An 18,484-nucleotide genomic window follows, 5' to 3' on the forward strand; every position below is an offset into this window, starting at 1 on the left:
GATCGACACGGCCGGAAGCCGCCGGTGGAGCGCTACTCGGACTGGGCGACCGCCACGACGGCGTTCGTCTCGAGTCCCCACACCAGCTACCCGTGTTTGTCCGGCATCGTCGAGTGTCGTACAGTTCCCCGCATGTCCGCTCGTTCGGACGGCGACGGTGCCATCGTGGAGTGGCGCGTTTGACCACCCGGCGCTGTCCCGCGGGTTCGATCGTCGCCGCGTCCGGTTTCCACGAGATCGCCGTCATCCGCAGTGTCGGCGTCGTCTGCTTCGGTTGCAGCATCGTCCACAGCGTCGGCGTTGGCACCTTCACGACTGAGTGTGCCGGCACTCGCCGTCTCGAGTCGCGCTTTGAGCTGCCGGATGTCGTCGTCGAACTGCTCGAACGAGGTCCGTATCGACGATCGAAGGCGATCCTCGAGATCGGCGGTCGTCTCCGTTGCACCGGCGCTTTCGTCGGCTGTTAACTCGTCCGATCGAGCCCCGCCGACACCCTGTTTTTCGTCTCCGGCAGCCGATGCTGTCCGTTCGCTGATCGTCTCCCGGAGATCGCTGACTGCCACCTCAAGGCAGTCCTCGTCGGCACGATCGGCGAGGGTTGCGAGTCGGAGCAACCGCTGGAGGTCCGCGACGTGCTCTTGTTCGCCCCAGGCGATCGCCTCCGGAATCGAATCCGGTTCAGTTCCATCCTCGAGTGTGTCGAAGCCGACTGCTGTAAGCAACTCGTCGGGATCGGCCGACTCGAGGAGGTCACTCGCCTCGGTTGCGGTCTCGAGCAACGCTGTCTCGGCTGCCCCGTCGTCGCCATCGCCGGCGACGAGCGAGCCACTCGATGCGTCGGCCTCGGTCAGTACCTTCTGCACTCGATCCTGGAGTTTCGAGTCGGTCATGCGTGATTCCAGAGCTCGCTGCGCTGCTCGTTGTGTCGTTTATCCCCTCGTTCGACGCTGGGGCAGTGTGTTTCACTCGATCATTCGGCTTCCGCCGCCGGTTCCAACTCCTCGCTCGAGTCCGAGTTCGGCTCATCGTCCATCACCGTCTCGATGATTTCGTCGGTCATCTCCTCGCGACTACGGTTCGCTTTCACGCCGACGTCTTTCGCGATCGACTGCAGATCGCTGTCGGACAGCACGCCGAGGAAGCCCTCGAGCGTGTCCTTCCGGCGGTCCTCGAGGTGCTCCATCGACGACTCGTCTTTGCCATCGCCGGACGAGTCGGCTTCCTCGGCCGTCTCCTTGGATTCGCTCGTGACATCTTCGGCTGTCTCTTTTGCATTGTCAGCAGTTCCCTCGACTGTCGCTCCTGCTTTGCCGGCAGCTTCTTTGACCGCCGCTTTGGCGTCCGGTTCGTCGCGGTCTTTGCCTTCGTCTTCCTGTTCTTCCGCTTCGTCCGCCGGTTTCTCGTCCTGTGGTTCAGTCTGTCCCTCACTCTCGTCGCCACCGATACCGTCCAGGAGTCCCTCGACGCTGCTCCCGTCAGTGACGCCTTTGGCCATCGACGCAAGCGAGTCGCGGCCCTCGAGCTCCGAGAACGACTCCTGGAGGACGTCTCGGATCGCCGCCGAGAGGTCAGCCCGGATCTCGCCGAGTTCCTTCCCGTCCTCGACATCCGCGGCGATCGTCTCGTGGATAGTCCGGCTGACCGACGCGCCGACATCGCGGCCGAACCGCTCGCCGAACTGGCGGCCGACCGCTGCGCCGACGTCGCCGCCATCGATGCTGTCCTCGAGGCCCCCATCACCGAGTACCTCGGTGACATCGACCTGATTCGAGACTTCCTCGGCAACCATGCCTTTCAGTCCCGGTCCGTCACTCACGTCTCTCACCCCGAGTTAGTCCGCGGCGATGGAGCGCATGATATTCGAGTCGCATGGGGTTACTCCTCCGCTTCGGACGTCTGGTCCGGTTCTTCGCCGGCCGATGCTTCGGCTTCCGTGTCCGTCTCGGCATCGCCCTCCGACTCGGGTTCCGTGTCAGCGCCAGCTTCAGATTCGTCTCCGTCACGCTCGGCTTCTCCCTCGCCGTCCCCGGCTGCTTCCGCTTCCTCCGCGGTGGGTTCGTCGTCTGTGGCTTCATCGACCGTATCGGCTGGCTCTTCGTCCGCTTGGGCGTGCTCTCCAGCGCTGGAACTGAGCAGTTCGTCGACGACCATGTCCCCGATCGTCCGCCCGAGGGATTCACCGATCGCTCGTCCGAGGATCGCACCGATCTGTCCGCCCAGCGCTTCGCCGAGCGGCTTGTCCCCGTCGATTTCGTCCTCCCACTGGGTTCCTTCGACTAGTTCGTCGACGTCGACGTTGTCGCTAATCTTCTCGGTATCGATCCGCTGGGTCAGTGTGCTGTCGCTCATGACGGTACCTCCGCTTGTGACGGGTCCGCCCGTTCGCCGGACGTATCAGTTCGCTCGGGCTCGAGTCGTTCGACTACCTGTTCGATCACTTCACTGACGATCGCTGCCACGACCTCCTCGGTGGGGAAGCTGGGAACCAGCGCGGCCAGCTTCTCTTTGAACCAGCCGACTGCACTGGAGAGGCGGCCGGGGGAGTCGTCACCCGGTTCTGCGTCTTCACCTTCCGTCTCGAGCATGCCACTCGACCCGTCGAAGAGCCCCGAGACCGCTGCAAGGAGGGTCCCGAGTAAGTTGTTCTCGCCCGGTCGCGCTGAGACGTCGAGCGTGACCGGATTCAGGTTCACCTCGAGGCCGAGTAAATCGAGGAACAGGCCGTCGAGGTCGAGATGGAGGACGCCTGCAACCGCCTCGTCCTGATAGACGTCGTCGGCGTCTTCGATGTGGTATTCGTCTTCTTCCGCTTCTTCTGCTGTCTCCACTTCCGCTTCCGGTTCCGCTGCTTCTTCCTCGACTTCCGGCTCTTCTATCTCGTCCTCGTCTTCGCCCTCGATTTGTTCGCTTTCGGGTGCGTCTTCGACTTCTCCCTCGGCATCACTGTCGGTCGTTTCGGCTTCCGGTTCTTCCACCTCCGCCTGTCCGCCATCGGTCACCACTCGACGTGGCGGCCCTGCCGCATGTACGGCGCTGTCAGGACGGCTCGAGGACCGCTCGTCCCGCCTGAAATCCAAGCGTTCCTCGAGTCCGTCATCTGCGAACTCATTGGTCATTGTCCAAAAAAGCAGAAGGCAAGGTCAGTTGTGGCGGTTGGCCTTGCGTATGCGGCTATCAGTCACCCGCTAACGAAAAATAACTGTACACGCTTGGCCGACTGACCTGATCGGCGCTACTCGAGCGAGCCGATCCGAAGCGCGTACGCGCCACGCGTCTCGCCCTCGTCGTGATACGCGACGGGTTCCTCGATCGCAGCGACGGTGTCGTCGGCGACGGCAGCCGCCGTGGCGATTCCATCGATGCGCTCACAGCCGTTCGGGCCGGACTCGAGATCGAACCAACGGACGGCGTGGGTATCGGGATCGCGAACCCGGAAGTTCTGAGCACAGGGCGCGACGAGCCGATCGCCGTCGGTCGCCAGCCCGTGGACGAAGCCACGAACCGCGTCGTCCCAGAGCAACTCGCCGTCGGCGTCGAACGCAGCGACCCGGTGTTCGTTCGGATGCCGGCTCTCGGTTTCGCGACTCTCCGCGGCGTAGGTGTTGCCGGTTACGAACGCCACCCGGCCGTCGTTCGCGTAGGCGTGGTTCGGATAGGCATACAGCGTCTCGCCCTCAATCTCGGTTTCGACCGCGAGGTCGACGTGCCAGCGCTCGGCACCGCCGGGGCCGAGCAGATAGCCGCGTTTGTCACCGTGACTCGAGACGGCGATCGCTTCGCCGTCGAAAGAAACGTCGCCGACACGGCGATCGCCGTCGGTGCCGGGGTCCCAGGTCCACGCGAGTTCGCCCGACTCGGCCTCGAGGACGACGAGCCCAGTATCGTGATCGCCCATACAGCGGTTGTAGCCCACCGCGAGGCGCTCGCCGTCGGCGTCGAGGTCGAGTGCGATCGGCGAGGCGTCGGTCTCGTAGGTCCAGCAGACCTCGCCGTCGGTGTCGAACGCGTAGACCGTGCTGTGCCACTGTCGCGTCTCTCCGTCGCGTTCGTAGCGTCGCGCAGCAGCATAGAGCCGCTCGTTTCCGTCGGCGTCCGTGCCGGTCTCGAGTGCGACGACGTAGGGCAGGTAGAAGACGGTGTCCTTGACTGCCTCGCCGACGTCGTCAGCGGTGTCGTAGCGCCAGCGCTGCTCGCCCGTCTCGGTGTCGTAGGCGACGATCGCGCCGGTGTCGCCACGGCCAGCGACGACGATCGTCTCGTCGGTCTCGAGCGACGTGATGCCGACCGCGTGGTCCGGATGGTCGACCGTCCAGCGGGTCTCGAGCGAATCGGAATCACGGGCAGTAACGGTGCCGTCCCACTCGCCGGTGACGACGAGGTCGCCCGACTCGGCAACGCCCACCGCGGATCGGGTCCACATGTGGCGACTCCGCGCCGGCTCGATCTCGCCGAGCGGTCTCCGTCGGAGATCGATCCCGCTGTCGTGTTCGGGTGCAGGTTCAGCCATCATCACTCCTCTACCGGAAACGTCTCGTGGAGGGTGTCGTGGGCATCGCCGAGCCCCTCGACGATGCTCTCGCCCTGCGTGGCCAGCCGTCCGACCGCTCGCTCGGCGTCACGAACCGCCAGCAGTCGCCCTCGCGTGTAATCGTATTCCGGGTCGTCGCTGTCCATCGTGGCGACCTCCTCCTCTAAGTCGACCAGCGCCGCGTCGAGGTGGCGCTGCAACTCGGTGAGGCTGTCGGCCTCCACGAGGCCCTGAATCGGGCCCTCAAGGTGGCCCTCGAGTTCTTTCTCCGCATGCTCGCGGGCGCTGTCGTCCCCGACGCCGAGGACGTTCATCAATCCGAGTCGTAGTGCTTCGATTTCGTGGCAGCTCATGGGTGAATGGTAGTGGTAAATCGTGTGTCGTCTCAGTGGTCGATACAACTCCGCTACAGCGTCTGATCGACGAGGTCGCTGACGATGCGGTCTCGATCGAGGTGGTCGGCGACGATCCGCTCGGCGTCGTCGTCCGCAACGTCGCCGTACCAGATTCCATCGGGGTAGACCGCGACCATCGGCCCGTCGCCACAGCGGCCGAGACAGGACGAGCGCGTGATTCGGGCGTCGGCGTGTTCGGAGTCCCGGACCTCCTGACGGAGCCGTTCGAGCACCGCCGGCGAGCCCATCTTCGCGCAGGTCTGGTTGGTACAGACCGCGACGTGCTTTGCGGGCGCGTCGTGGCTGTGGGGCTCGTCGTCGATATCCTCGCGGTCGGCGTGGGCCTCCTGGTGGGCCAGCGCACGCAACATGGCGCGTGCGCCGCCGACGTCTTCCTCGTAGCCCTCGAGGTCGACCTTGTACTTGCAGGTGTCACAGGACATCTCGACGCTGCCCGATCGGGCCTCCTGCCAGCGGTCGGCGAAGACATCCAGCAGCCGCGAGTCCGTGCCGAGCGGGTCGCCGGCCAGCGCATCGACGTAGGGGTAGTCCTCGTCGAACTCCGCGGTCCAGTCGCGAACCCGCTGGGTGAGGACGCCGTCGCCAAGCATGTACGGCAGGACGACGACCGCGTCGGGGCGGTGTTTCGAGAGCCCATGCAAGGTGTCCTCGAGCGTCGGTTCCGTGACGCCGATGAACGTCGCCTCCACGCGGTCGAAGTCCCGACCCTCGAACAGCAAGCGAGCCAGCTTATGCACGTCGCCGTTGGCGTCCGGATCGCTCGAGCCCCGCCCACAGACGACAACAGCGACGTCATCTTCGGTGCGATCGATGCCCAGTTCGCGTTCAACGGCAGCGGCGCGGTCGTCGAGCAAATCGAGGATTGCAGGATGGACCCCCAGATGTGCGCCGTTGTTGATCGCGATCTCATGTTCAGCGCGGGCCTGCTCGATCGCCAGCGGCACGTCGTTTTTGACGTGGCTCGCGGCAAAAAGCGAGCAGTGGACGACCGTCACCTGATCGGTGACGGGTGCAAGTCCCGCGAAGGCCTCGTCGATCGACGGCTCCGCGAGTTCGAGGAACGCGGCGTCGACCGGAATCCCGAGCCGTGACTCGAGGCCGGCGGCCAGTTCGCGGACCTGTTCGTTCGATTTCTCGCGTCTGGAGCCGTGGCCGATCAGGAGGACGGCTTCGTCGTCGAAGCCAGCCACCGTCGCGGGCGTGGAGTCGTCAGGTGTGCTCATCGATCGTCGATCGTGTTACGTCTCGTCGCCGTCGTACGCCGACGCTTGCTCGAGACTGCGTTCAAGTTTGCGGCGGCGACTCGGCGCGAACAGTCCAGTTTCCTCGCAGTTCTCGTAGAGCCAGGTGCCGAACGCGGGCACAGCGTCGTCGTCGACGCCGAACCAGTAGCCACCCGACGAGGTCGCCGAAAGGTCGCCCGTGGGGGCGTCGATCGGACAGTCGGCGATCAGCTCCTGCGTTGCCTCGAGCAGTTCGCGGTCGTCGTGGACGAAGGAGATGCCAACGGTGCCACTCGAGGACTTAAAGCAGATCGTGCCACAGCCCTCGAGCAGGCCCCGAAGGAGCTCCCGATCGTATTCCGAGAACGCACCGAAGCGGTAGTTTCCGCGGCCGTCGACGGGGAGCGAGAGCGTGCTGGTGCGACCCAACAGCCCCCCAGCATCGTCCTCGCCGATCGACAGCGTATACTCGTCTTCCGTGCGCGTGATCGAGGTGTCGTGGGCATACTCGCGGGTCGTCGTCTCGTGCTCGAGATTGCCGCCTGCGATCGCGGCGAGCACCTGAGCGGATTCCTCGTCGTTGGTGACGACCTCGATACGGTCGTCGGTCACGTCACCGCTGCCGGCAACATGGCCCCAGAAGTACGCCGTGGCGGCGTGTCCCGCGAGCGGGTCCGAGGGGACCGCAATCTCTAAGGCGTCACCGTTAGCCGTCGGGTCGGCGTCGCTCATTCGCCCACCTCCTCGACGATGATCGCGTCCGTCGGGCAGGCCGCGGCGGCCTGCTTGGCTTCCTCGATACGGTCGTCGTCGAACGTCGCGACGACCCGTTCTGTGGTGTCGGTGACTTCGCCCTCGCAGTCGTAGACCGGATCGGCGTCCGGATCGACTGTCGCGAGGCCGTCGTCGCCTTCGACGAACCGCGGGTCACGGGTCAGGCAGGCGAAGATGCCGTCGCAGGCGTCCTTCTCGATGGTGACTTCGTATCGCGGCATGTCAGTAGTCGTATTTCGTCTCGTAGCCACGCGGCGTGACCATCCGGTCGTCCCAGACGTAGGTGTCCTCGGTGCCGACGACGATCGTCGTCGTCATGTCGATGATCTCGCTTTCACCCAGGTCCTCGAGTTCGCCGAGTTCGGTGATCATCACCTGTTCGTCCTCGCGGCCCGCGCCGTGAACGATGCCGACCGGCGTGTCGGGTTCGCGGTGGGTCAGCAGGATCTCACAGGCCTTCTCGAAGTTCTCGCGGCGCTTGCGGCTCCAGGGGTTGTAGATCGTGATCGTGAAGTTCTCGCTCGCGACCGAGTGCAGTCGGGACTCGATCTCGGGCATCGGGACGAGGTGGTCCGACAGCGAGACCGAGACGGTGTCGTTGACCAGCGGCGCGCCAAGCCGGGCGGCACAGGACTGGGCCGCCGGGACGCCGGGCACAACCTCGAAGTCGACCATCGAGGCCGTCGCGCCCTTCGACTCTAAGATCTCGAGTGCCAGGCCCGCGAGCGCATAGACGTTGGGGTCGCCGCTGCCGACGATCGCCACGTCGTTGCCCGCGAGCGCGCGGTCGATCGACTCCTCGGTCCGGGAAACCTCGCCACACATCGGCGTGTCGTAGATGTCGTCGGCCTGTTCCGTGATCTCGTCGGGAATCAGCTCGATGTAGGTCGTGTAACCGACGATGTGCTCGGCCTCGAGTAAGGCGTCTTTCGCGCGCTCGGTCATCCCCTCCGGGTGGCCGGGGCCGAGGCCAACGGCGATCAGCTGGCCGGGTTCGGCATCAAAGTCGTCGACCGTCGCGCCGACTTCCTGCTCGTTGGAGTCGTCGTCGGAGCTCGAGGCCCCACACTTGCTCGAGGACGAGGAAGAACTCGAGGAGCCGCCGCATTTCGAACTGCTCGAGTCATCGGTGCTGCTCGATCCACCGCATTTCGAGCTCGAGCTTTCGGTGTTCGACTCGCTGCTGCTCGATGCGCCACATTTGGAGGTCGATTCGTCGTCAGCGTCTGCGTTGGTGTCAGTGCTCATGGATGATTAGAAATCGTCGACGTCACGCCCGCCGCGGGGGGTGACGAGGTACGTTCGGTCGTCGTTGCGCCAGGTTTCGGTTTCGTGGTTGCCGATGATCAGCGAGGTGCCCATTCCGGAAACCTTGTCGTCGTGGTCGGCGGCCTCGCCGAGTGTCGTGATGAAGTGACTCTCGCCGTTGCGGCCGGCGTCTTCCCGGCCGGCATCGTTGACGATCGCCACGTAGGCGTCGTCGGTCCGCTCCTCGCGGACGATCTCGACGGCCTCCTCGTAGTTGCGCCAGCAGTTGTAGAGGACGATCACGAAGTCGCTGATTGCGGCCGCGCGCAGTTTCTCCTCGATCTCGTCCCAGCCGCGCCACTTATCGGACAGCGAGATCGTACAGAAGTCGTTGCACAGCGGCGCGCCGACGTTCGCCGAGCCGCCAAGCGCTGCGGTGAGGCCGGGAACGATTTCGATCGGCACGTCCGTCGCGTCGTCTTCCTCGGCCATCTTGAAGATGAGGTCGGACTTGCCGTAGACCGACGGATCGCCGCCGGAGACGTGGGCCACGTCCTTTCCCTCCCGGACGTGGTCGAACGCCGCGCGAGCGAGTTCGATCTGGCGGCCCATCGTCGACCGGACGATCTCTTGCTCGAAGCCGTCCTCGCGGGTCGCGACGCCATCATCGTCGACGGCGTCCTCCGGCGGGAGCGTCCCGTCGTCACGCAGGAACTCCTGATAGAGGCTCGAGGCGATGACGACGTCTGCCGATTCGATGACTTCCTTGGCCCGGAGGGTCATGTGCTCGGGCAGCCCGGGGCCGATGCCGACGACATAGAGGGTGCCATGGTCGTCCGGTGTCCCCTCGGCGTCGGCGGTCGCGTCTTCCATGCTCATCGGCCGATCGCCACCGTGACCTCGTTTTCGTAGCCGAGCTTCTCGAGGACGAGTTCCTGTTCAGCGCCGCCGGCGATCGCCGACGCTTCCGAAACGCCGGGCCAGCCGATCAGCTCCTTCGATTTCGAGGGGGTCGGCCCCTCGTGGTCGAGCAGCGTCTCCTTGTCGAAGGCAACCACGCCAAGATCGAGTTCCTGGGCGGCTTCGAGCAGCCCCTCCTCGTCTTCCTTCCGGGTCGCCGTCGCGACGAACTCGACGTCGTTGACGTCGTAGTCGGTCTGTGCGAGCGCCTCTTTCCACGCGGCGAGGAACGCCTCCTTGCTCGCGCCGGAGACGCTGCCGGTGCCGATGACGACGCCGTCGTCTTTGTTCCGCTTGAGGACGGTCACGTCGTCGCCGACGAGGACGGCCTTCGGGCCCTCGAGCCGGGCCACGGGGCCGAGGTTGTCGTCGAGGACAGCGAGGTTCGTTTTGACCGTCGAGTCGCCGTTGACGACGTGGGCGTCCATCGCCTTCGCCTTCGACTCGACGCCCTGCTTGCCGGCGGCCTCGCTTGCAGTGGTCATGGCCGGGACGGCACCCATCGTCGCGAGGTCCTGTGCGACCTGATTCGCGCCGTGGTGGCCGCCTGTGATGGGGATGGCCCACGTCAGTTCTTCGTCGACGACACAGATCGCGGGGTCCTCCCACTTGTCGTCGAGGAGGTGGGCCGTCTTGCGCATCGCGATGCCTGACGCCATCAGGCCGATAAAGCAGTCGTACTCGCCCCAGTGTTCCTCGAAGACGTCGCCGTGGTATTCGATGATGTCGATCGTCTCGTAGCGATCGCCGATCTCAGCTTTGATCTCCTCGGCGGTGTCCATCTTCCGCCCGAAAGAGATGATCGCGATCTCCTCGGCGACTTCACCGTCCGAATCCGGCGTCGAACAGTGGCCGCCGGAATCCGATCCAGCATCGTCGGTCGCGTCGTCAGCGTTGTCCGTACTCATAGGTTAGTCGTCTCCTGCCTGTGTTTCCGATTCGGTCGCGTCGCTCGAGTCAGCGCCCCGATTCGCCCAGTCACCGTAGAGGAAGGATCGCTCGTAGCCCGCGCCGGTCACGGCGTCGCCGATGACAACCAGCGCCGAGGCCCGATAGCCCGCTTCCTCGACCTTGTCGGCGATCGTTCCGATGTCGCCGATAATCACGTCCTCGTCCGGCCAAGAGGCGTGGTAGATCACCGCGACCGGCGTCTCTGGATCGTGGTCGTCTGCGAGCAACCGATCCATCGTATCGCGAACCGCGTGGGTTCCCAGATAGATGCAGGTCGTCACGTCGCCCATCTCCACGAACTCGGAGATGTGGTCTTCCTCTTCAGTCAGGGTCTTGCCCTGCGGCCGAGTGAAGGCAACGTGATTCGAGACCTCGTTGAGCGTCAGTTGGGTTCGCAGCGTCGCGCTGGCTGCGAAGGCCGACGTGACGCCCGGCACGAAGTAGGTTGGGACGCCCTCGTGTTCTAACGCGTCCATCTGCTCGAGTGCAGCCCCGTAAATCGCGGGATCACCGCTATGAAGCCTGACGACGTTGTCGCCGTCCTCGTAGGCGTCCCGCATCAGCGGGATCAGTTCCTCGAGGTCTTTCCCCACGGAGTTCACCAGTTCGGCGTGAGCGCAGTACTCGTCTAAGAGTTCGCTGTTGACCAGCGACCCGGCGTGGACGACGAGGTCGGCTTCCTCGAGCAGTTCCTTGCCCGCGACGGTCAGCAGTCGCGGGTTGCCGGGGCCGGCCCCGACGAAGGGAACGCCCTCCTGGTCGTCGCCGGCGCTGTGCTCGAAGATCCGGTCGTCCAGTTCCTCGCGGCGGCGGTCGCTCTGTGAGTCGATCGCGTCCTGCGGGTCGTTGGGTGTCTCGTCAGTCATCGGTTTCCTCCGCGGCTGTCGCAGAACGGCTTCCAGCGTCGCTTGCCTCGGTCTCGAAGGCGGCCGTCGCCTGTTCGACCTCGAGGTCTTCTTTCTCGGCGTATGCGAGCGTGTAGTAGTCGCGTTCGTCGATCGTCTCGGGATCGTCGGTGATGATGGTCTCGCCCTGCTCCATGAACAGCCGGCGACCGTAGGTCACGTCGTAGCCGGCCTCGACGAGCCCCTCGTGGGTCGCGGGTGCGTCGGTGACTTTGAACAGGATCATCCGGTCCGGGCCCGTCGGGCTCACGCCGGCGGCGGCCTCTCGCAACGAGAGCCCCGCGCCGGCTTCGATTTCGACTCCCATCGCGGTCGCAAACGCGGTGACGGCACTGACGCCGGGGACGATCTCGAGGTCCACGTCGGGGTGGAACGCGTCGATCGTCCGGCGCAGGTGGCCAAACGTCGAGTAGACGTTCGGATCGCCCAGCGTCACGAAGGCGACGTCGCCGTCGCGGGCGTTCGGGGCGATCTCCGCCGCAGCCTCTTTCCACGCCGTTCGCAACTTCTCCTCGTCTTTCGTCATCGGGAAGTCCAGATCCCCGATCTTCGACTCGTCGACGTGGTTCAGGGCGACCGTCCGCGAGAGTCGGCCCGGCGAGTAGACCACGTCGGCGGACTCGAGGACGTCTTTCCCGCGAACCGTCACGAGATCGGCCTCGCCGGGGCCGAGTCCGATGCCGTACAGCGTCATCGGCTCACCTCGTCGCCCGTCTCGTCAGTTGCGCTCCCGACCAGCATGTAGACCGGGTTGTCCGAGTCGAAACTCGTCGCGCCGGCGAGTTCGTAGCCGTGGCTCACCTGGAACTGGACGACCTCCTCGAGCAGGTCGCGTTCGCGGAAGGCCTCGGTCGCTCTCCCGGCGACCTCGAGTCGCGAGACGTTCATGACAACGCGGTCGATTTCCGTGTCGACGGCGTGATCGAGCACCGCTTCGAAGTTGCGGCTGCCGCCCAGAAAGAGCGCGTCGGCGTCGTCGGGCAGCCCCTCGGGCGCTTCCGCGTTGCGCAGGTCGATATCCGCTCGAATCGTATCCTCGTTGGCGGCGATGTTCTGCTCCGTCGTCTCGAGCCGTTCGGGTTTGCGCTCGATGGCGGTCACCCGCCCGGCTCGCTGTGCGGCTTCGATCGTGATGGCTCCGGTACAGGAGCCGACTTCCGCGAAGTGGTCGTCGGGCTCGAGTGCGAGCTTCGAGCCGACGACGGCCCGGACCTCCGGCTTGGTCGGGCCGGCCTTCGCGTCGTGTGGAAGCGCGATGGGTGGCATCATCCGATGGAAGTAAGCCCGACCCTAAAACAATTTTGTTTGGAGTAGACCAACTACGGTTGCCCAGATCTACTTGGAGTAGCACAACTCCCGTTGTCGAATGTGATCGGACAGTCTGCCCACCGAGAACGGTCGGCTGAGAGGTCACCGGCACGAGTTCGAGCCGAAATTTAAAACGAGACTCGAGTCACCTACAGCGGCCCGAGCAAACCCGACTGCCGCGCGACTACCACTCCATACCGCCGTTGATGCCAAGCACCTGGCCGGTCATGTACTGGGCCTGATCGCCGGCGAGGAACCGAACCATGCCGACGATGTCTTCGGGTTCGGCGAACCGATCCAGCGGGATGTCCTCGCGGATCTTTTCCCGAACCCGTTCGGGGACCTTCTCGAGCATATCCGTCTCCGTGAAGCCGGGTGCGACGCAGTTAGCCGTCGAGCCGTGGCTCGCGAGTTCCAGCGCCAGTGTCCGTGTAAATGCAAAGAGGCCGCCTTTCGAGGTCGCGTAGTTGGCCTGCCCGTAGTTGCCCTGTTGGCCGACGACGCTCGAGATGTTGATTAGCCGGCCGTTGTCGGACGTTTTGATGTCCTCGTAGAACGCCTTCGTACAGTTGAACGTCCCGTTTAAGTTGACGTCGATGACCGTCTGCCAGTCCTCGTAGGTCATCTCCTCGAACGTCCGGTCGATGGTGATCCCCGCGTTGTTGACGAGCACGTCGATTTCGCCGAGTTCTGCCCGGACTTCCGCGGCCATCCGCTCGACCGCTGCTGGATCGGAGACGTCCGCCTGAACGGGAACGGCCGTCTCGCCGTTTTCTTCGATCGTCTCCGTGACTTCGCGGGCCAGTTCGTCCGAGGAGCGATAGTTGACCGCCACGTCGGCACCGCAACGGGCAAGTTCGAACGCGATTTCGCGGCCGATCCCGCGCGAGGAGCCGGTGACGAGACAGGTGCGGTCGGTCAGCGGCTTGCGCTCGAGAGGCTCGAGGCGCTGGACTGTTTCAGCCATGACATATGATACGCGCTCCCACGTGTTAACTATTCGACCTCGTTTCAAAATCCGTGAATGGCTGCGTGAGTGTTACGTCGTCATCGACCGACGCGCTCGAGGAACCGATCGAACGCCCCGCTCTCGGGATGAACGTGGACGTACGTGCCAAGCGAGTCGTACTCGGTCAGACCGTCGTGGTCGCCGTCGATGCCATCACCACGGACCGTCTCGAACGCGAATCGGGCGTCGGCGTCGACATCGGCACTCGAGTAGTGGAACTCATGGCCCCGAATCGTCTCACCGGCGGCTGCCGTCAGCGTTCCTTCGATGGCCTCGAGTTCGACGTGATCGAGCGCCTGATAGCGGTCGCACATGGTCACGTCCGCGGGCAGGATACCGGCCATCTCGCTCGTCTCGCCCTCGGCCGTCGTCAGCGATTGAGTCATAGCCATCAGGCCGCCGCACTCGCCGAGCACTGGCAGCCCCTCGGCGGCTCGGTCACCTAGGTCGGCGAGGGTGCCCGCGTCCTCGAGTTCGGCGGCGTGGAGTTCGGGGTAGCCGCCGGGCAGGTAGACCGCGTCACACTCGGGGACGGGATCGCCCGCGACCGGCGAGAACGTGACCAGGTCGGCCCGCTCGCGGAACCGTTCGATCGTGGCTGGATACCGGAAACAGAAGGCCGCATCGCTGGCGACGGCGATCGTCGTGTCGATTAACTCGGCAGGCGCGATCGGCGTCTCCGGCGCACGTGGCTCGCTCGCGACGGCCGCCAGTCGGTCGTCCCGGAGCGACTCCGCGGCGTCCGCGAGCGCCTCGCGCGGCAGCGCGGCCTCGTCGCCCATCTCGAGTCCGAGATGCCGGTCGGGAATCTCGAGGTCGCTCGAGGGCGGAATCCGGCCGAAGTACTCGAGAGAGTCGGGCAAGGCGTCGCGAATCCCCTGTTCGTGGCGGCCGCCGTGGGCGCGCTGGGCGACGACGCCGGCGACCTCGATCTCACGACCGATCGCGTCGGCGTATTCGCGAAAGCCAAGGGCGGTCGCCGCGACGCTTTCCATCCCCGCTTTGGCGTCGACCACGAGGACGACGGGGAGATCGAGCGCTTCGGCGACCATGGCCGTGCTCGAGCCGTCGCCGTCATACAGGCCCATGACGCCCTCGACGACGCAGATGTCGCCCTCGCCGCGCTGGAGGTTCCGGCGGAGGCCGTCTGCACCCTCGAGCCACAGATCGAGCGTGCGGGAGGGTCGGCCCGCGATCGCCTCGTGGTGGCTCGGGTCGATGAAATCCGGGCCCGCTTTGGCCGGCTGGACCGCGTGGCCGGCGTCCTCGAGCGCCTGGATAATCGACAGCGTTGCGACCGTCTTCCCGATGCCGGAGCTGACGCCGCCGAGGACGAACCCCTTCATCGGCTCCACACCGGGACGACAGCCATCCCTGCAGTTGCGGTCCGTGTCCGCGCGAGCGCGGCAGATCCCACTAGCATCATTGTACTTGCGTTAGTACAAGTCGACTTGAATCCGTCGACACCCACTGCCAACCGACAGGATACTTGTACGTCGTTTGCATTGGCCGGAAATATGAGTTCCATCGAATCCACGAGTGACTCGATGTCTGCGTTGAAAGAGCGCGCCGGCGTCGTCAACGCCCTGATCGACGGCGCACAGACCGTCCTCGTTCGCCACCCGACGCTCGATCCCGGCGAGATCGACGAGCCGTTCGTCCTCTACCCGGCGTACAGCCACCAGAACCCGGACCGTTATCAGTCCGACTTCGAGAGCTACTACTATCGGGCGAGCGCCAAACCAGATGCCGGCGTGCCGATCCGCGCGATCGCCGACGTCCGCGAGGAGTATACCGTCTCGAGCGACGAGCTCGAGGCACTGGCTCGCCACTACGTCTACACGCCGGATGGCCTGCGCGACAAGTACGGGCCGGACGACGAGTTGCGGGTGCTGTTGCTCCGTGTCTCAACGCTCGCGTCACCGCGGCTGATCGAGGAACGCGGTAGCTACCGGGGCTGTCGTGCCTGGATCGACCTAGCCGAGGACGTCGCGATCGATCCTGAAGCGGCCACACCCGTCCTCGACGACCCGACCTTCGCCGAACGCAAGGCAGCGGTTCGCGACGCGCTCGAGTGACCGACACCACCGACGAGTTTAACCGCTCGAATCCGTTATGCCCGCTCCCTCGAGACACCATGACCGACACGACAGACACCGACACCGGCGAGCATCTTCGTGCGGCGCTTCGCCACTTAGAGGCAGCCCGCCAGCAAGAAGACTTGCGCAAGACCAACGCCGTCGCGCTCGAGAACGTGTCGAATACCGTGTCGACGGTGCTTCGGGAATACGAAGGCGACAGGTAGCAGTCGGCCGGTTTTCGCCGCGAGTCCAATGGATGGTTCCCTCGAGCCGAGATATCAATGCGTGACATTCACAAGCAGGTCGCTTATGATAGCGCAGCGCGGAGTCAACCCTGTCACTGGGCGATAGCAAGTCCGGTGATCTGACGGCTGTCTCGCGTGTCAGGTATCGATGAGACGGGCCACGCGTCCTCGAGGAACGAAGAGAGAAAAGCACGAACGAGGATCTGAGCACCATTTCGCGTGGCCGTTTGGGGGCACTCGGTACCGGACGCGGTACCGATTTTCTGATCGTTAGTCGTTGACGTACGATGGTCGCTCGGCGTACTCGATCGGATCGCGAACACCGATTCGCTGGAACGCTTGGAGGCGGAACGCACACGCGTCGCAGGTCCCACAGGCGGGTTCGTTCTCGCGGTAGCAACTCCAGGTATGTTCGTAGGGGACCTCGAGTTCGACGCCGCGTGCGGCGATGTCGGTCTTCGAGTGCTCGACGAACGGCACTTCGATCGCGATCTCGGTCTCGGGTTTCGTGCCGACGTCGACCACCTGCTCGAAGGCCTCGAAGAACGCAGGCCGGCAGTCGGGGTACCCCGAGAAGTCCTCGCTGTGAGCACCCATGAACACCGCGTCACAGTCGTTTGCCTCTGCATACGAGACTGCCATCGCGAGCAAGTTCGCGTTTCGGAACGGGACGTACGACGATGGGATTTCGTCGCTCTCCAAGTCGGCGTCTTCGACGGTGAGGTCGTCATCGGTGAGACTCGAGGCCCCGATCGCCGCGAGATGGCCGGTCTCGATCCGCAGGAAGTCGGCCGCGTCGAGGTCGTCGGCGAGTCGGCGAGCGCACTCGAGTTCGCGATCCTCGGTGCGCTGGCCGTAGGAGGTATGCAGCGCGTAGATGTCGTAACCCTGCTCGCGAGCCTCGTAGGCGGCGGTGGCGCTGTCCATCCCGCCGGAGAGGAGGACGACGGCGCGGTCAGTGGTCGATTCGTCGGTCGCGGAGTCGCTGGGAGTGTCAGTCATCGTGAGGTCGAATAGCAAATAATTACGTTTCGGGCGCGTCGTTCCAGAGGTCGACGTGGAGCCGCGGCGTGTACCGGAAGCCATACTCCATCGCCAGGTCGGCAACCCGACTACGCGTGTCGGCGAGTCGCTCGCGGGTCGCTCCCTCGGGCATCAGGAGCACGTCGTCGTCTCGGATCGGGACATCAGCAGCCGCTCGCAGGTCCGCGAGCACCTCGAGAATCTCCGGCATGTCGTCGGCGTCGGTCACGACGAATTTGAGCTGGACGTCGTACTCGGCGACCAGCCGTGCAAGTACCTCGAGGTCGATCCGATCGGCTTCGTGGCGCTCGGCCCACTCGCCTTCGCCCCGTGGATCGCGCTCGGGCGTCGGCGTACTGCTTGCGAGTTTCGGGCTGATCGAGGCGAGGTCGATCGGCGCGTCCCGGTAGATCGTCCCGTTGGTCTCGACGGTAGTGTGATAGCCCCGGTCGTCGAGGGCCTCGAGCAAGGCGACGCTGTCCTCGTGGAGCAGTGGTTCGCCGCCGGTGAGGACGACGTGGTCTGCGTCATACGAGTCGATCTCGGCGACGATCTCCTCGAGGCCCATCCAGGCGTGGGTCGGCTCCCAGGAGGTGTGATAGGAGTCACAGAACCAACACCGCAGGTTACAGCCGCTCGTGCGGACGAACACCGACGGGACGCCGGCGAGGGTTCCCTCCCCCTGCAGCGAGTAGAACAGTTCGTTGATCGGCAAGCCGTCGGCTGACTCGTCACCACCGCGCTCGCCGTTGGTCTCACGGTCGGACTCACGGCCGACGGAATCGGAAACCGGCATCTCAGAGCGTGCTCCCCCCACAGAGTTCGTTCGTCTCGTTGACCTGGACCGCGACGTCGGTCACTGTCTCGGGTAAGGCTGCCGCGAGTTTCCGCTCTAAGACGACGCTCATCACCTCGGCCGTCGGCGGGTGTTCGAGGACGATGACCGCGTCGTCGTCGCCGGCCGCCTCGAAGGCCTCGATAAGGGGATCGCCGGCCTCGAGCAGGAACATGTGATCCCACTCGTCGATGACGTCGGTAATATCACCTTTGTCGGCGATCCAGCCCTCCTCGGTCAGCTGGCCCGCGACGGTGACAGATATTTCGTAGTTGTGGCCATGCGGCCGCGAACACTTGCCGTCATGATGTCGAATCCGGTGGCCGGTGCTGATTCTGATCGGCCGATCACGGCCGACATGGAGGACACGACGGTGTCCGACGACACTGTCATCCGTCGTTGTGGCCGGTCCGGCGTCGGGTGTCTCAGCGGGAGTGGTCATACTTCGGTATTCTTTCGAGAATACTTAAGGATGGTCGCTTGGGGCCGACCCACTCCCGGACGTGGTCGTCGTGTGTCGCCGGGAGAAACTGTGCTCGCGCGATCGCTGACCGGCGAGGCCGTCTCAGCTCTCGAGTTGGTCTTGAAGCCTGTTTTTCGCCTCGGTACGACGTTTGCGTGAGAATTCGGGTGTCTCGTCCGAGAAATCGATCTCGATCTCGTCTAACGTTCGGCGATAGATGTTCGTTCGTCTTCCTTCATCGGATAGTCGCCGCCCCTCACATGTCAATAGTCCCGCATTAACGAGTTCTTCGATCCGACGATAACAGGTTGCGATCGGAATTTCGATATCTTCGCTGAGCGCTTGTGCGGATTTCGGTGTCCCTGCTGCACAGAGTATTTCTACGCTATATTTGCTCCCCAATGCGGAGAGCACTGCAGCCGAGTCCCCCTCGGTTTGTTTTATTTGACTCCGAGACATACTCCTTTCGTTACTAATTATCAGAATTGAATCTTGTGGTTACTACCACTTTATCA

23 protein-coding genes are annotated in these 18,484 nt (G+C 64.4%); 2 read left to right on the top strand and 21 right to left on the bottom strand.

The features are described from left to right. Positions 1-86: 86 nt before the first annotated feature. The 17 genes from C476_RS03025 to C476_RS03105 form a co-directional block, all read right to left on the bottom strand. Positions 87-890, bottom strand: coding sequence for a hypothetical protein (locus C476_RS03025; RefSeq protein ID WP_008009725.1), 804 nt, complete (start codon positions 888-890; stop codon positions 87-89). An 80-nt stretch (positions 891-970) separates the two neighbouring features. Beyond that, positions 971-1,816 (bottom strand): hypothetical protein, encoded by an 846-nt coding sequence (locus C476_RS03030; protein ID WP_049911569.1) that lies wholly within the window; start codon positions 1,814-1,816, stop codon positions 971-973. 59 nt (positions 1,817-1,875) lie between these two features. Continuing rightward, complete coding sequence (locus tag C476_RS03035) at positions 1,876-2,349, bottom strand: hypothetical protein (protein ID WP_008009730.1); 474 nt, start codon at positions 2,347-2,349, stop codon at positions 1,876-1,878. Continuing rightward, positions 2,346-3,116 (bottom strand): hypothetical protein, encoded by a 771-nt coding sequence (locus C476_RS03040; protein ID WP_083857019.1) that lies wholly within the window; start codon positions 3,114-3,116, stop codon positions 2,346-2,348. Before C476_RS03040 ends, C476_RS03035 begins: the two co-directional genes overlap by 4 nt. A gap of 116 nt (positions 3,117-3,232) precedes the next feature. Next, positions 3,233-4,510: an outer membrane protein assembly factor BamB family protein gene (locus tag C476_RS03045; protein ID WP_008009734.1), complete on the bottom strand. Its 1,278-nt coding sequence runs from the start codon at positions 4,508-4,510 to the stop codon at positions 3,233-3,235. Continuing rightward, on the bottom strand, positions 4,510-4,881 hold the full coding sequence (locus C476_RS03050; RefSeq protein WP_008009735.1) for a DUF3209 family protein: 372 nt from the start codon (positions 4,879-4,881) through the stop codon (positions 4,510-4,512). Before C476_RS03050 ends, C476_RS03045 begins: the two co-directional genes overlap by 1 nt. A 53-nt stretch (positions 4,882-4,934) precedes the next feature. Then, positions 4,935-6,167 carry a CbiX/SirB N-terminal domain-containing protein gene (locus C476_RS03055; RefSeq protein ID WP_008009736.1) on the bottom strand — a complete coding sequence of 411 codons (1,233 nt, stop codon included), beginning with the start codon at positions 6,165-6,167 and terminating at the stop codon, positions 4,935-4,937. 15 nt (positions 6,168-6,182) lie between these two features. Next, complete coding sequence (locus C476_RS03060) at positions 6,183-6,899, bottom strand: hypothetical protein (protein WP_008009737.1); 717 nt, start codon at positions 6,897-6,899, stop codon at positions 6,183-6,185. Continuing rightward, positions 6,896-7,162, bottom strand: coding sequence for a ferredoxin (locus C476_RS03065; protein WP_008009738.1), 267 nt, complete (start codon positions 7,160-7,162; stop codon positions 6,896-6,898). Before C476_RS03065 ends, C476_RS03060 begins: the two co-directional genes overlap by 4 nt. A gap of 1 nt (position 7,163) precedes the next feature. Further along, a complete protein-coding gene (gene cobJ, locus C476_RS03070; protein WP_008009739.1) occupies positions 7,164-8,189 on the bottom strand; it encodes a precorrin-3B C(17)-methyltransferase in 1,026 nt (341 codons plus the stop codon). Between the two features lie 6 nt (positions 8,190-8,195). Then, entirely contained in the window at positions 8,196-9,068 is an 873-nt protein-coding gene (locus tag C476_RS03075) for a precorrin-3B C(17)-methyltransferase (protein WP_049911552.1), read from the bottom strand. After that, positions 9,065-10,057, bottom strand: a complete 993-nt coding sequence (gene cbiG / locus C476_RS03080; protein WP_008009741.1) for a cobalt-precorrin 5A hydrolase — start codon at positions 10,055-10,057, stop codon at positions 9,065-9,067. Before cbiG ends, C476_RS03075 begins: the two co-directional genes overlap by 4 nt. 3 nt (positions 10,058-10,060) lie before the next feature. Beyond that, the gene (locus tag C476_RS03085) at positions 10,061-10,966 is read right to left on the bottom strand and encodes a cobalt-precorrin-4/precorrin-4 C(11)-methyltransferase (protein WP_008009742.1); all 906 of its coding nucleotides are present in this window, start codon (positions 10,964-10,966) and stop codon (positions 10,061-10,063) included. Continuing rightward, positions 10,959-11,699: a cobalt-factor II C(20)-methyltransferase gene (locus C476_RS03090; protein WP_008009744.1), complete on the bottom strand. Its 741-nt coding sequence runs from the start codon at positions 11,697-11,699 to the stop codon at positions 10,959-10,961. The genes C476_RS03085 and C476_RS03090 overlap by 8 nt, the downstream gene beginning before the upstream one ends. Continuing rightward, complete coding sequence (gene cbiT / locus C476_RS03095; protein ID WP_049911553.1) at positions 11,696-12,271, bottom strand: precorrin-6Y C5,15-methyltransferase (decarboxylating) subunit CbiT; 576 nt, start codon at positions 12,269-12,271, stop codon at positions 11,696-11,698. Before cbiT ends, C476_RS03090 begins: the two co-directional genes overlap by 4 nt. 226 nt (positions 12,272-12,497) lie before the next feature. Continuing rightward, positions 12,498-13,280, bottom strand: a complete 783-nt coding sequence (locus C476_RS03100) for a 3-oxoacyl-ACP reductase family protein (protein WP_008009748.1) — start codon at positions 13,278-13,280, stop codon at positions 12,498-12,500. Between the two features lie 80 nt (positions 13,281-13,360). Further along, positions 13,361-14,668 carry a cobyrinic acid a,c-diamide synthase gene (locus C476_RS03105; protein WP_008009750.1) on the bottom strand — a complete coding sequence of 436 codons (1,308 nt, stop codon included), beginning with the start codon at positions 14,666-14,668 and terminating at the stop codon, positions 13,361-13,363. Between the two features lie 171 nt (positions 14,669-14,839). Between C476_RS03105 and C476_RS03110 the strand changes: the two genes are divergently transcribed. Then, entirely contained in the window at positions 14,840-15,400 is a 561-nt protein-coding gene (locus C476_RS03110; RefSeq protein ID WP_008009751.1) for a DUF1802 family protein, read from the top strand. Between the two features lie 59 nt (positions 15,401-15,459). Continuing rightward, the gene (locus tag C476_RS18840; protein ID WP_008009753.1) at positions 15,460-15,627 is read left to right on the top strand and encodes a hypothetical protein; all 168 of its coding nucleotides are present in this window, start codon (positions 15,460-15,462) and stop codon (positions 15,625-15,627) included. Positions 15,628-15,918: 291 nt separating this feature from the next. Here C476_RS18840 and queC read toward each other — a convergent pair whose 3' ends face one another. The 4 genes from queC to C476_RS19300 all read right to left on the bottom strand — a co-directional run bounded on the left by queC (position 15,919) and on the right by C476_RS19300 (position 18,428). Beyond that, positions 15,919-16,650: a 7-cyano-7-deazaguanine synthase QueC gene (gene queC, locus C476_RS03115; RefSeq protein ID WP_008009754.1), complete on the bottom strand. Its 732-nt coding sequence runs from the start codon at positions 16,648-16,650 to the stop codon at positions 15,919-15,921. 22 nt (positions 16,651-16,672) lie between these two features. Beyond that, on the bottom strand, positions 16,673-17,467 hold the full coding sequence (locus tag C476_RS03120; RefSeq protein WP_008009756.1) for a 7-carboxy-7-deazaguanine synthase QueE: 795 nt from the start codon (positions 17,465-17,467) through the stop codon (positions 16,673-16,675). A gap of 1 nt (position 17,468) precedes the next feature. Further along, positions 17,469-17,948: a 6-pyruvoyl trahydropterin synthase family protein gene (locus tag C476_RS03125; RefSeq protein ID WP_008009758.1), complete on the bottom strand. Its 480-nt coding sequence runs from the start codon at positions 17,946-17,948 to the stop codon at positions 17,469-17,471. A 123-nt stretch (positions 17,949-18,071) separates the two neighbouring features. Beyond that, positions 18,072-18,428: a winged helix-turn-helix domain-containing protein gene (locus C476_RS19300; protein ID WP_049911554.1), complete on the bottom strand. Its 357-nt coding sequence runs from the start codon at positions 18,426-18,428 to the stop codon at positions 18,072-18,074. Positions 18,429-18,484 lie beyond the last annotated feature (56 nt).

Source organism: Natrinema limicola JCM 13563, from assembly GCF_000337475.1.
In the GTDB taxonomy this organism is placed as follows: domain Archaea; phylum Halobacteriota; class Halobacteria; order Halobacteriales; family Natrialbaceae; genus Natrinema; species Natrinema limicola.

What these genes read in the sequence shown, in the direction of transcription:
- C476_RS03025 (WP_008009725.1), bottom strand. Translation starts at nt 890, where the DNA reads ATGACCGACTCGAAACTCCAGGATCGAGTGCAGAAGGTACTGACCGAG.
- C476_RS03035 (WP_008009730.1), bottom strand. Translation starts at nt 2,349, where the DNA reads ATGAGCGACAGCACACTGACCCAGCGGATCGATACCGAGAAGATTAGC.
- C476_RS03040 (WP_083857019.1), bottom strand. Translation starts at nt 3,116, where the DNA reads ATGACCAATGAGTTCGCAGATGACGGACTCGAGGAACGCTTGGATTTC.
- C476_RS03045 (WP_008009734.1), bottom strand. Translation starts at nt 4,510, where the DNA reads ATGATGGCTGAACCTGCACCCGAACACGACAGCGGGATCGATCTCCGA.
- C476_RS03050 (WP_008009735.1), bottom strand. Translation starts at nt 4,881, where the DNA reads ATGAGCTGCCACGAAATCGAAGCACTACGACTCGGATTGATGAACGTC.
- C476_RS03055 (WP_008009736.1), bottom strand. Translation starts at nt 6,167, where the DNA reads ATGAGCACACCTGACGACTCCACGCCCGCGACGGTGGCTGGCTTCGAC.
- C476_RS03060 (WP_008009737.1), bottom strand. Translation starts at nt 6,899, where the DNA reads ATGAGCGACGCCGACCCGACGGCTAACGGTGACGCCTTAGAGATTGCG.
- C476_RS03065 (WP_008009738.1), bottom strand. Translation starts at nt 7,162, where the DNA reads ATGCCGCGATACGAAGTCACCATCGAGAAGGACGCCTGCGACGGCATC.
- cobJ (WP_008009739.1), bottom strand. Translation starts at nt 8,189, where the DNA reads ATGAGCACTGACACCAACGCAGACGCTGACGACGAATCGACCTCCAAA.
- C476_RS03075 (WP_049911552.1), bottom strand. Translation starts at nt 9,068, where the DNA reads ATGAGCATGGAAGACGCGACCGCCGACGCCGAGGGGACACCGGACGAC.
- cbiG (WP_008009741.1), bottom strand. Translation starts at nt 10,057, where the DNA reads ATGAGTACGGACAACGCTGACGACGCGACCGACGATGCTGGATCGGAT.
- C476_RS03085 (WP_008009742.1), bottom strand. Translation starts at nt 10,966, where the DNA reads ATGACTGACGAGACACCCAACGACCCGCAGGACGCGATCGACTCACAG.
- C476_RS03090 (WP_008009744.1), bottom strand. Translation starts at nt 11,699, where the DNA reads ATGACGCTGTACGGCATCGGACTCGGCCCCGGCGAGGCCGATCTCGTG.
- cbiT (WP_049911553.1), bottom strand. Translation starts at nt 12,271, where the DNA reads ATGCCACCCATCGCGCTTCCACACGACGCGAAGGCCGGCCCGACCAAG.
- C476_RS03100 (WP_008009748.1), bottom strand. Translation starts at nt 13,280, where the DNA reads ATGGCTGAAACAGTCCAGCGCCTCGAGCCTCTCGAGCGCAAGCCGCTG.
- C476_RS03105 (WP_008009750.1), bottom strand. Translation starts at nt 14,668, where the DNA reads ATGAAGGGGTTCGTCCTCGGCGGCGTCAGCTCCGGCATCGGGAAGACG.
- C476_RS03110 (WP_008009751.1), top strand. Translation starts at nt 14,840, where the DNA reads ATGAGTTCCATCGAATCCACGAGTGACTCGATGTCTGCGTTGAAAGAG.
- C476_RS18840 (WP_008009753.1), top strand. Translation starts at nt 15,460, where the DNA reads ATGACCGACACGACAGACACCGACACCGGCGAGCATCTTCGTGCGGCG.
- queC (WP_008009754.1), bottom strand. Translation starts at nt 16,650, where the DNA reads ATGACTGACACTCCCAGCGACTCCGCGACCGACGAATCGACCACTGAC.
- C476_RS03120 (WP_008009756.1), bottom strand. Translation starts at nt 17,467, where the DNA reads ATGCCGGTTTCCGATTCCGTCGGCCGTGAGTCCGACCGTGAGACCAAC.
- C476_RS03125 (WP_008009758.1), bottom strand. Translation starts at nt 17,948, where the DNA reads ATGACCACTCCCGCTGAGACACCCGACGCCGGACCGGCCACAACGACG.
- C476_RS19300 (WP_049911554.1), bottom strand. Translation starts at nt 18,428, where the DNA reads ATGTCTCGGAGTCAAATAAAACAAACCGAGGGGGACTCGGCTGCAGTG.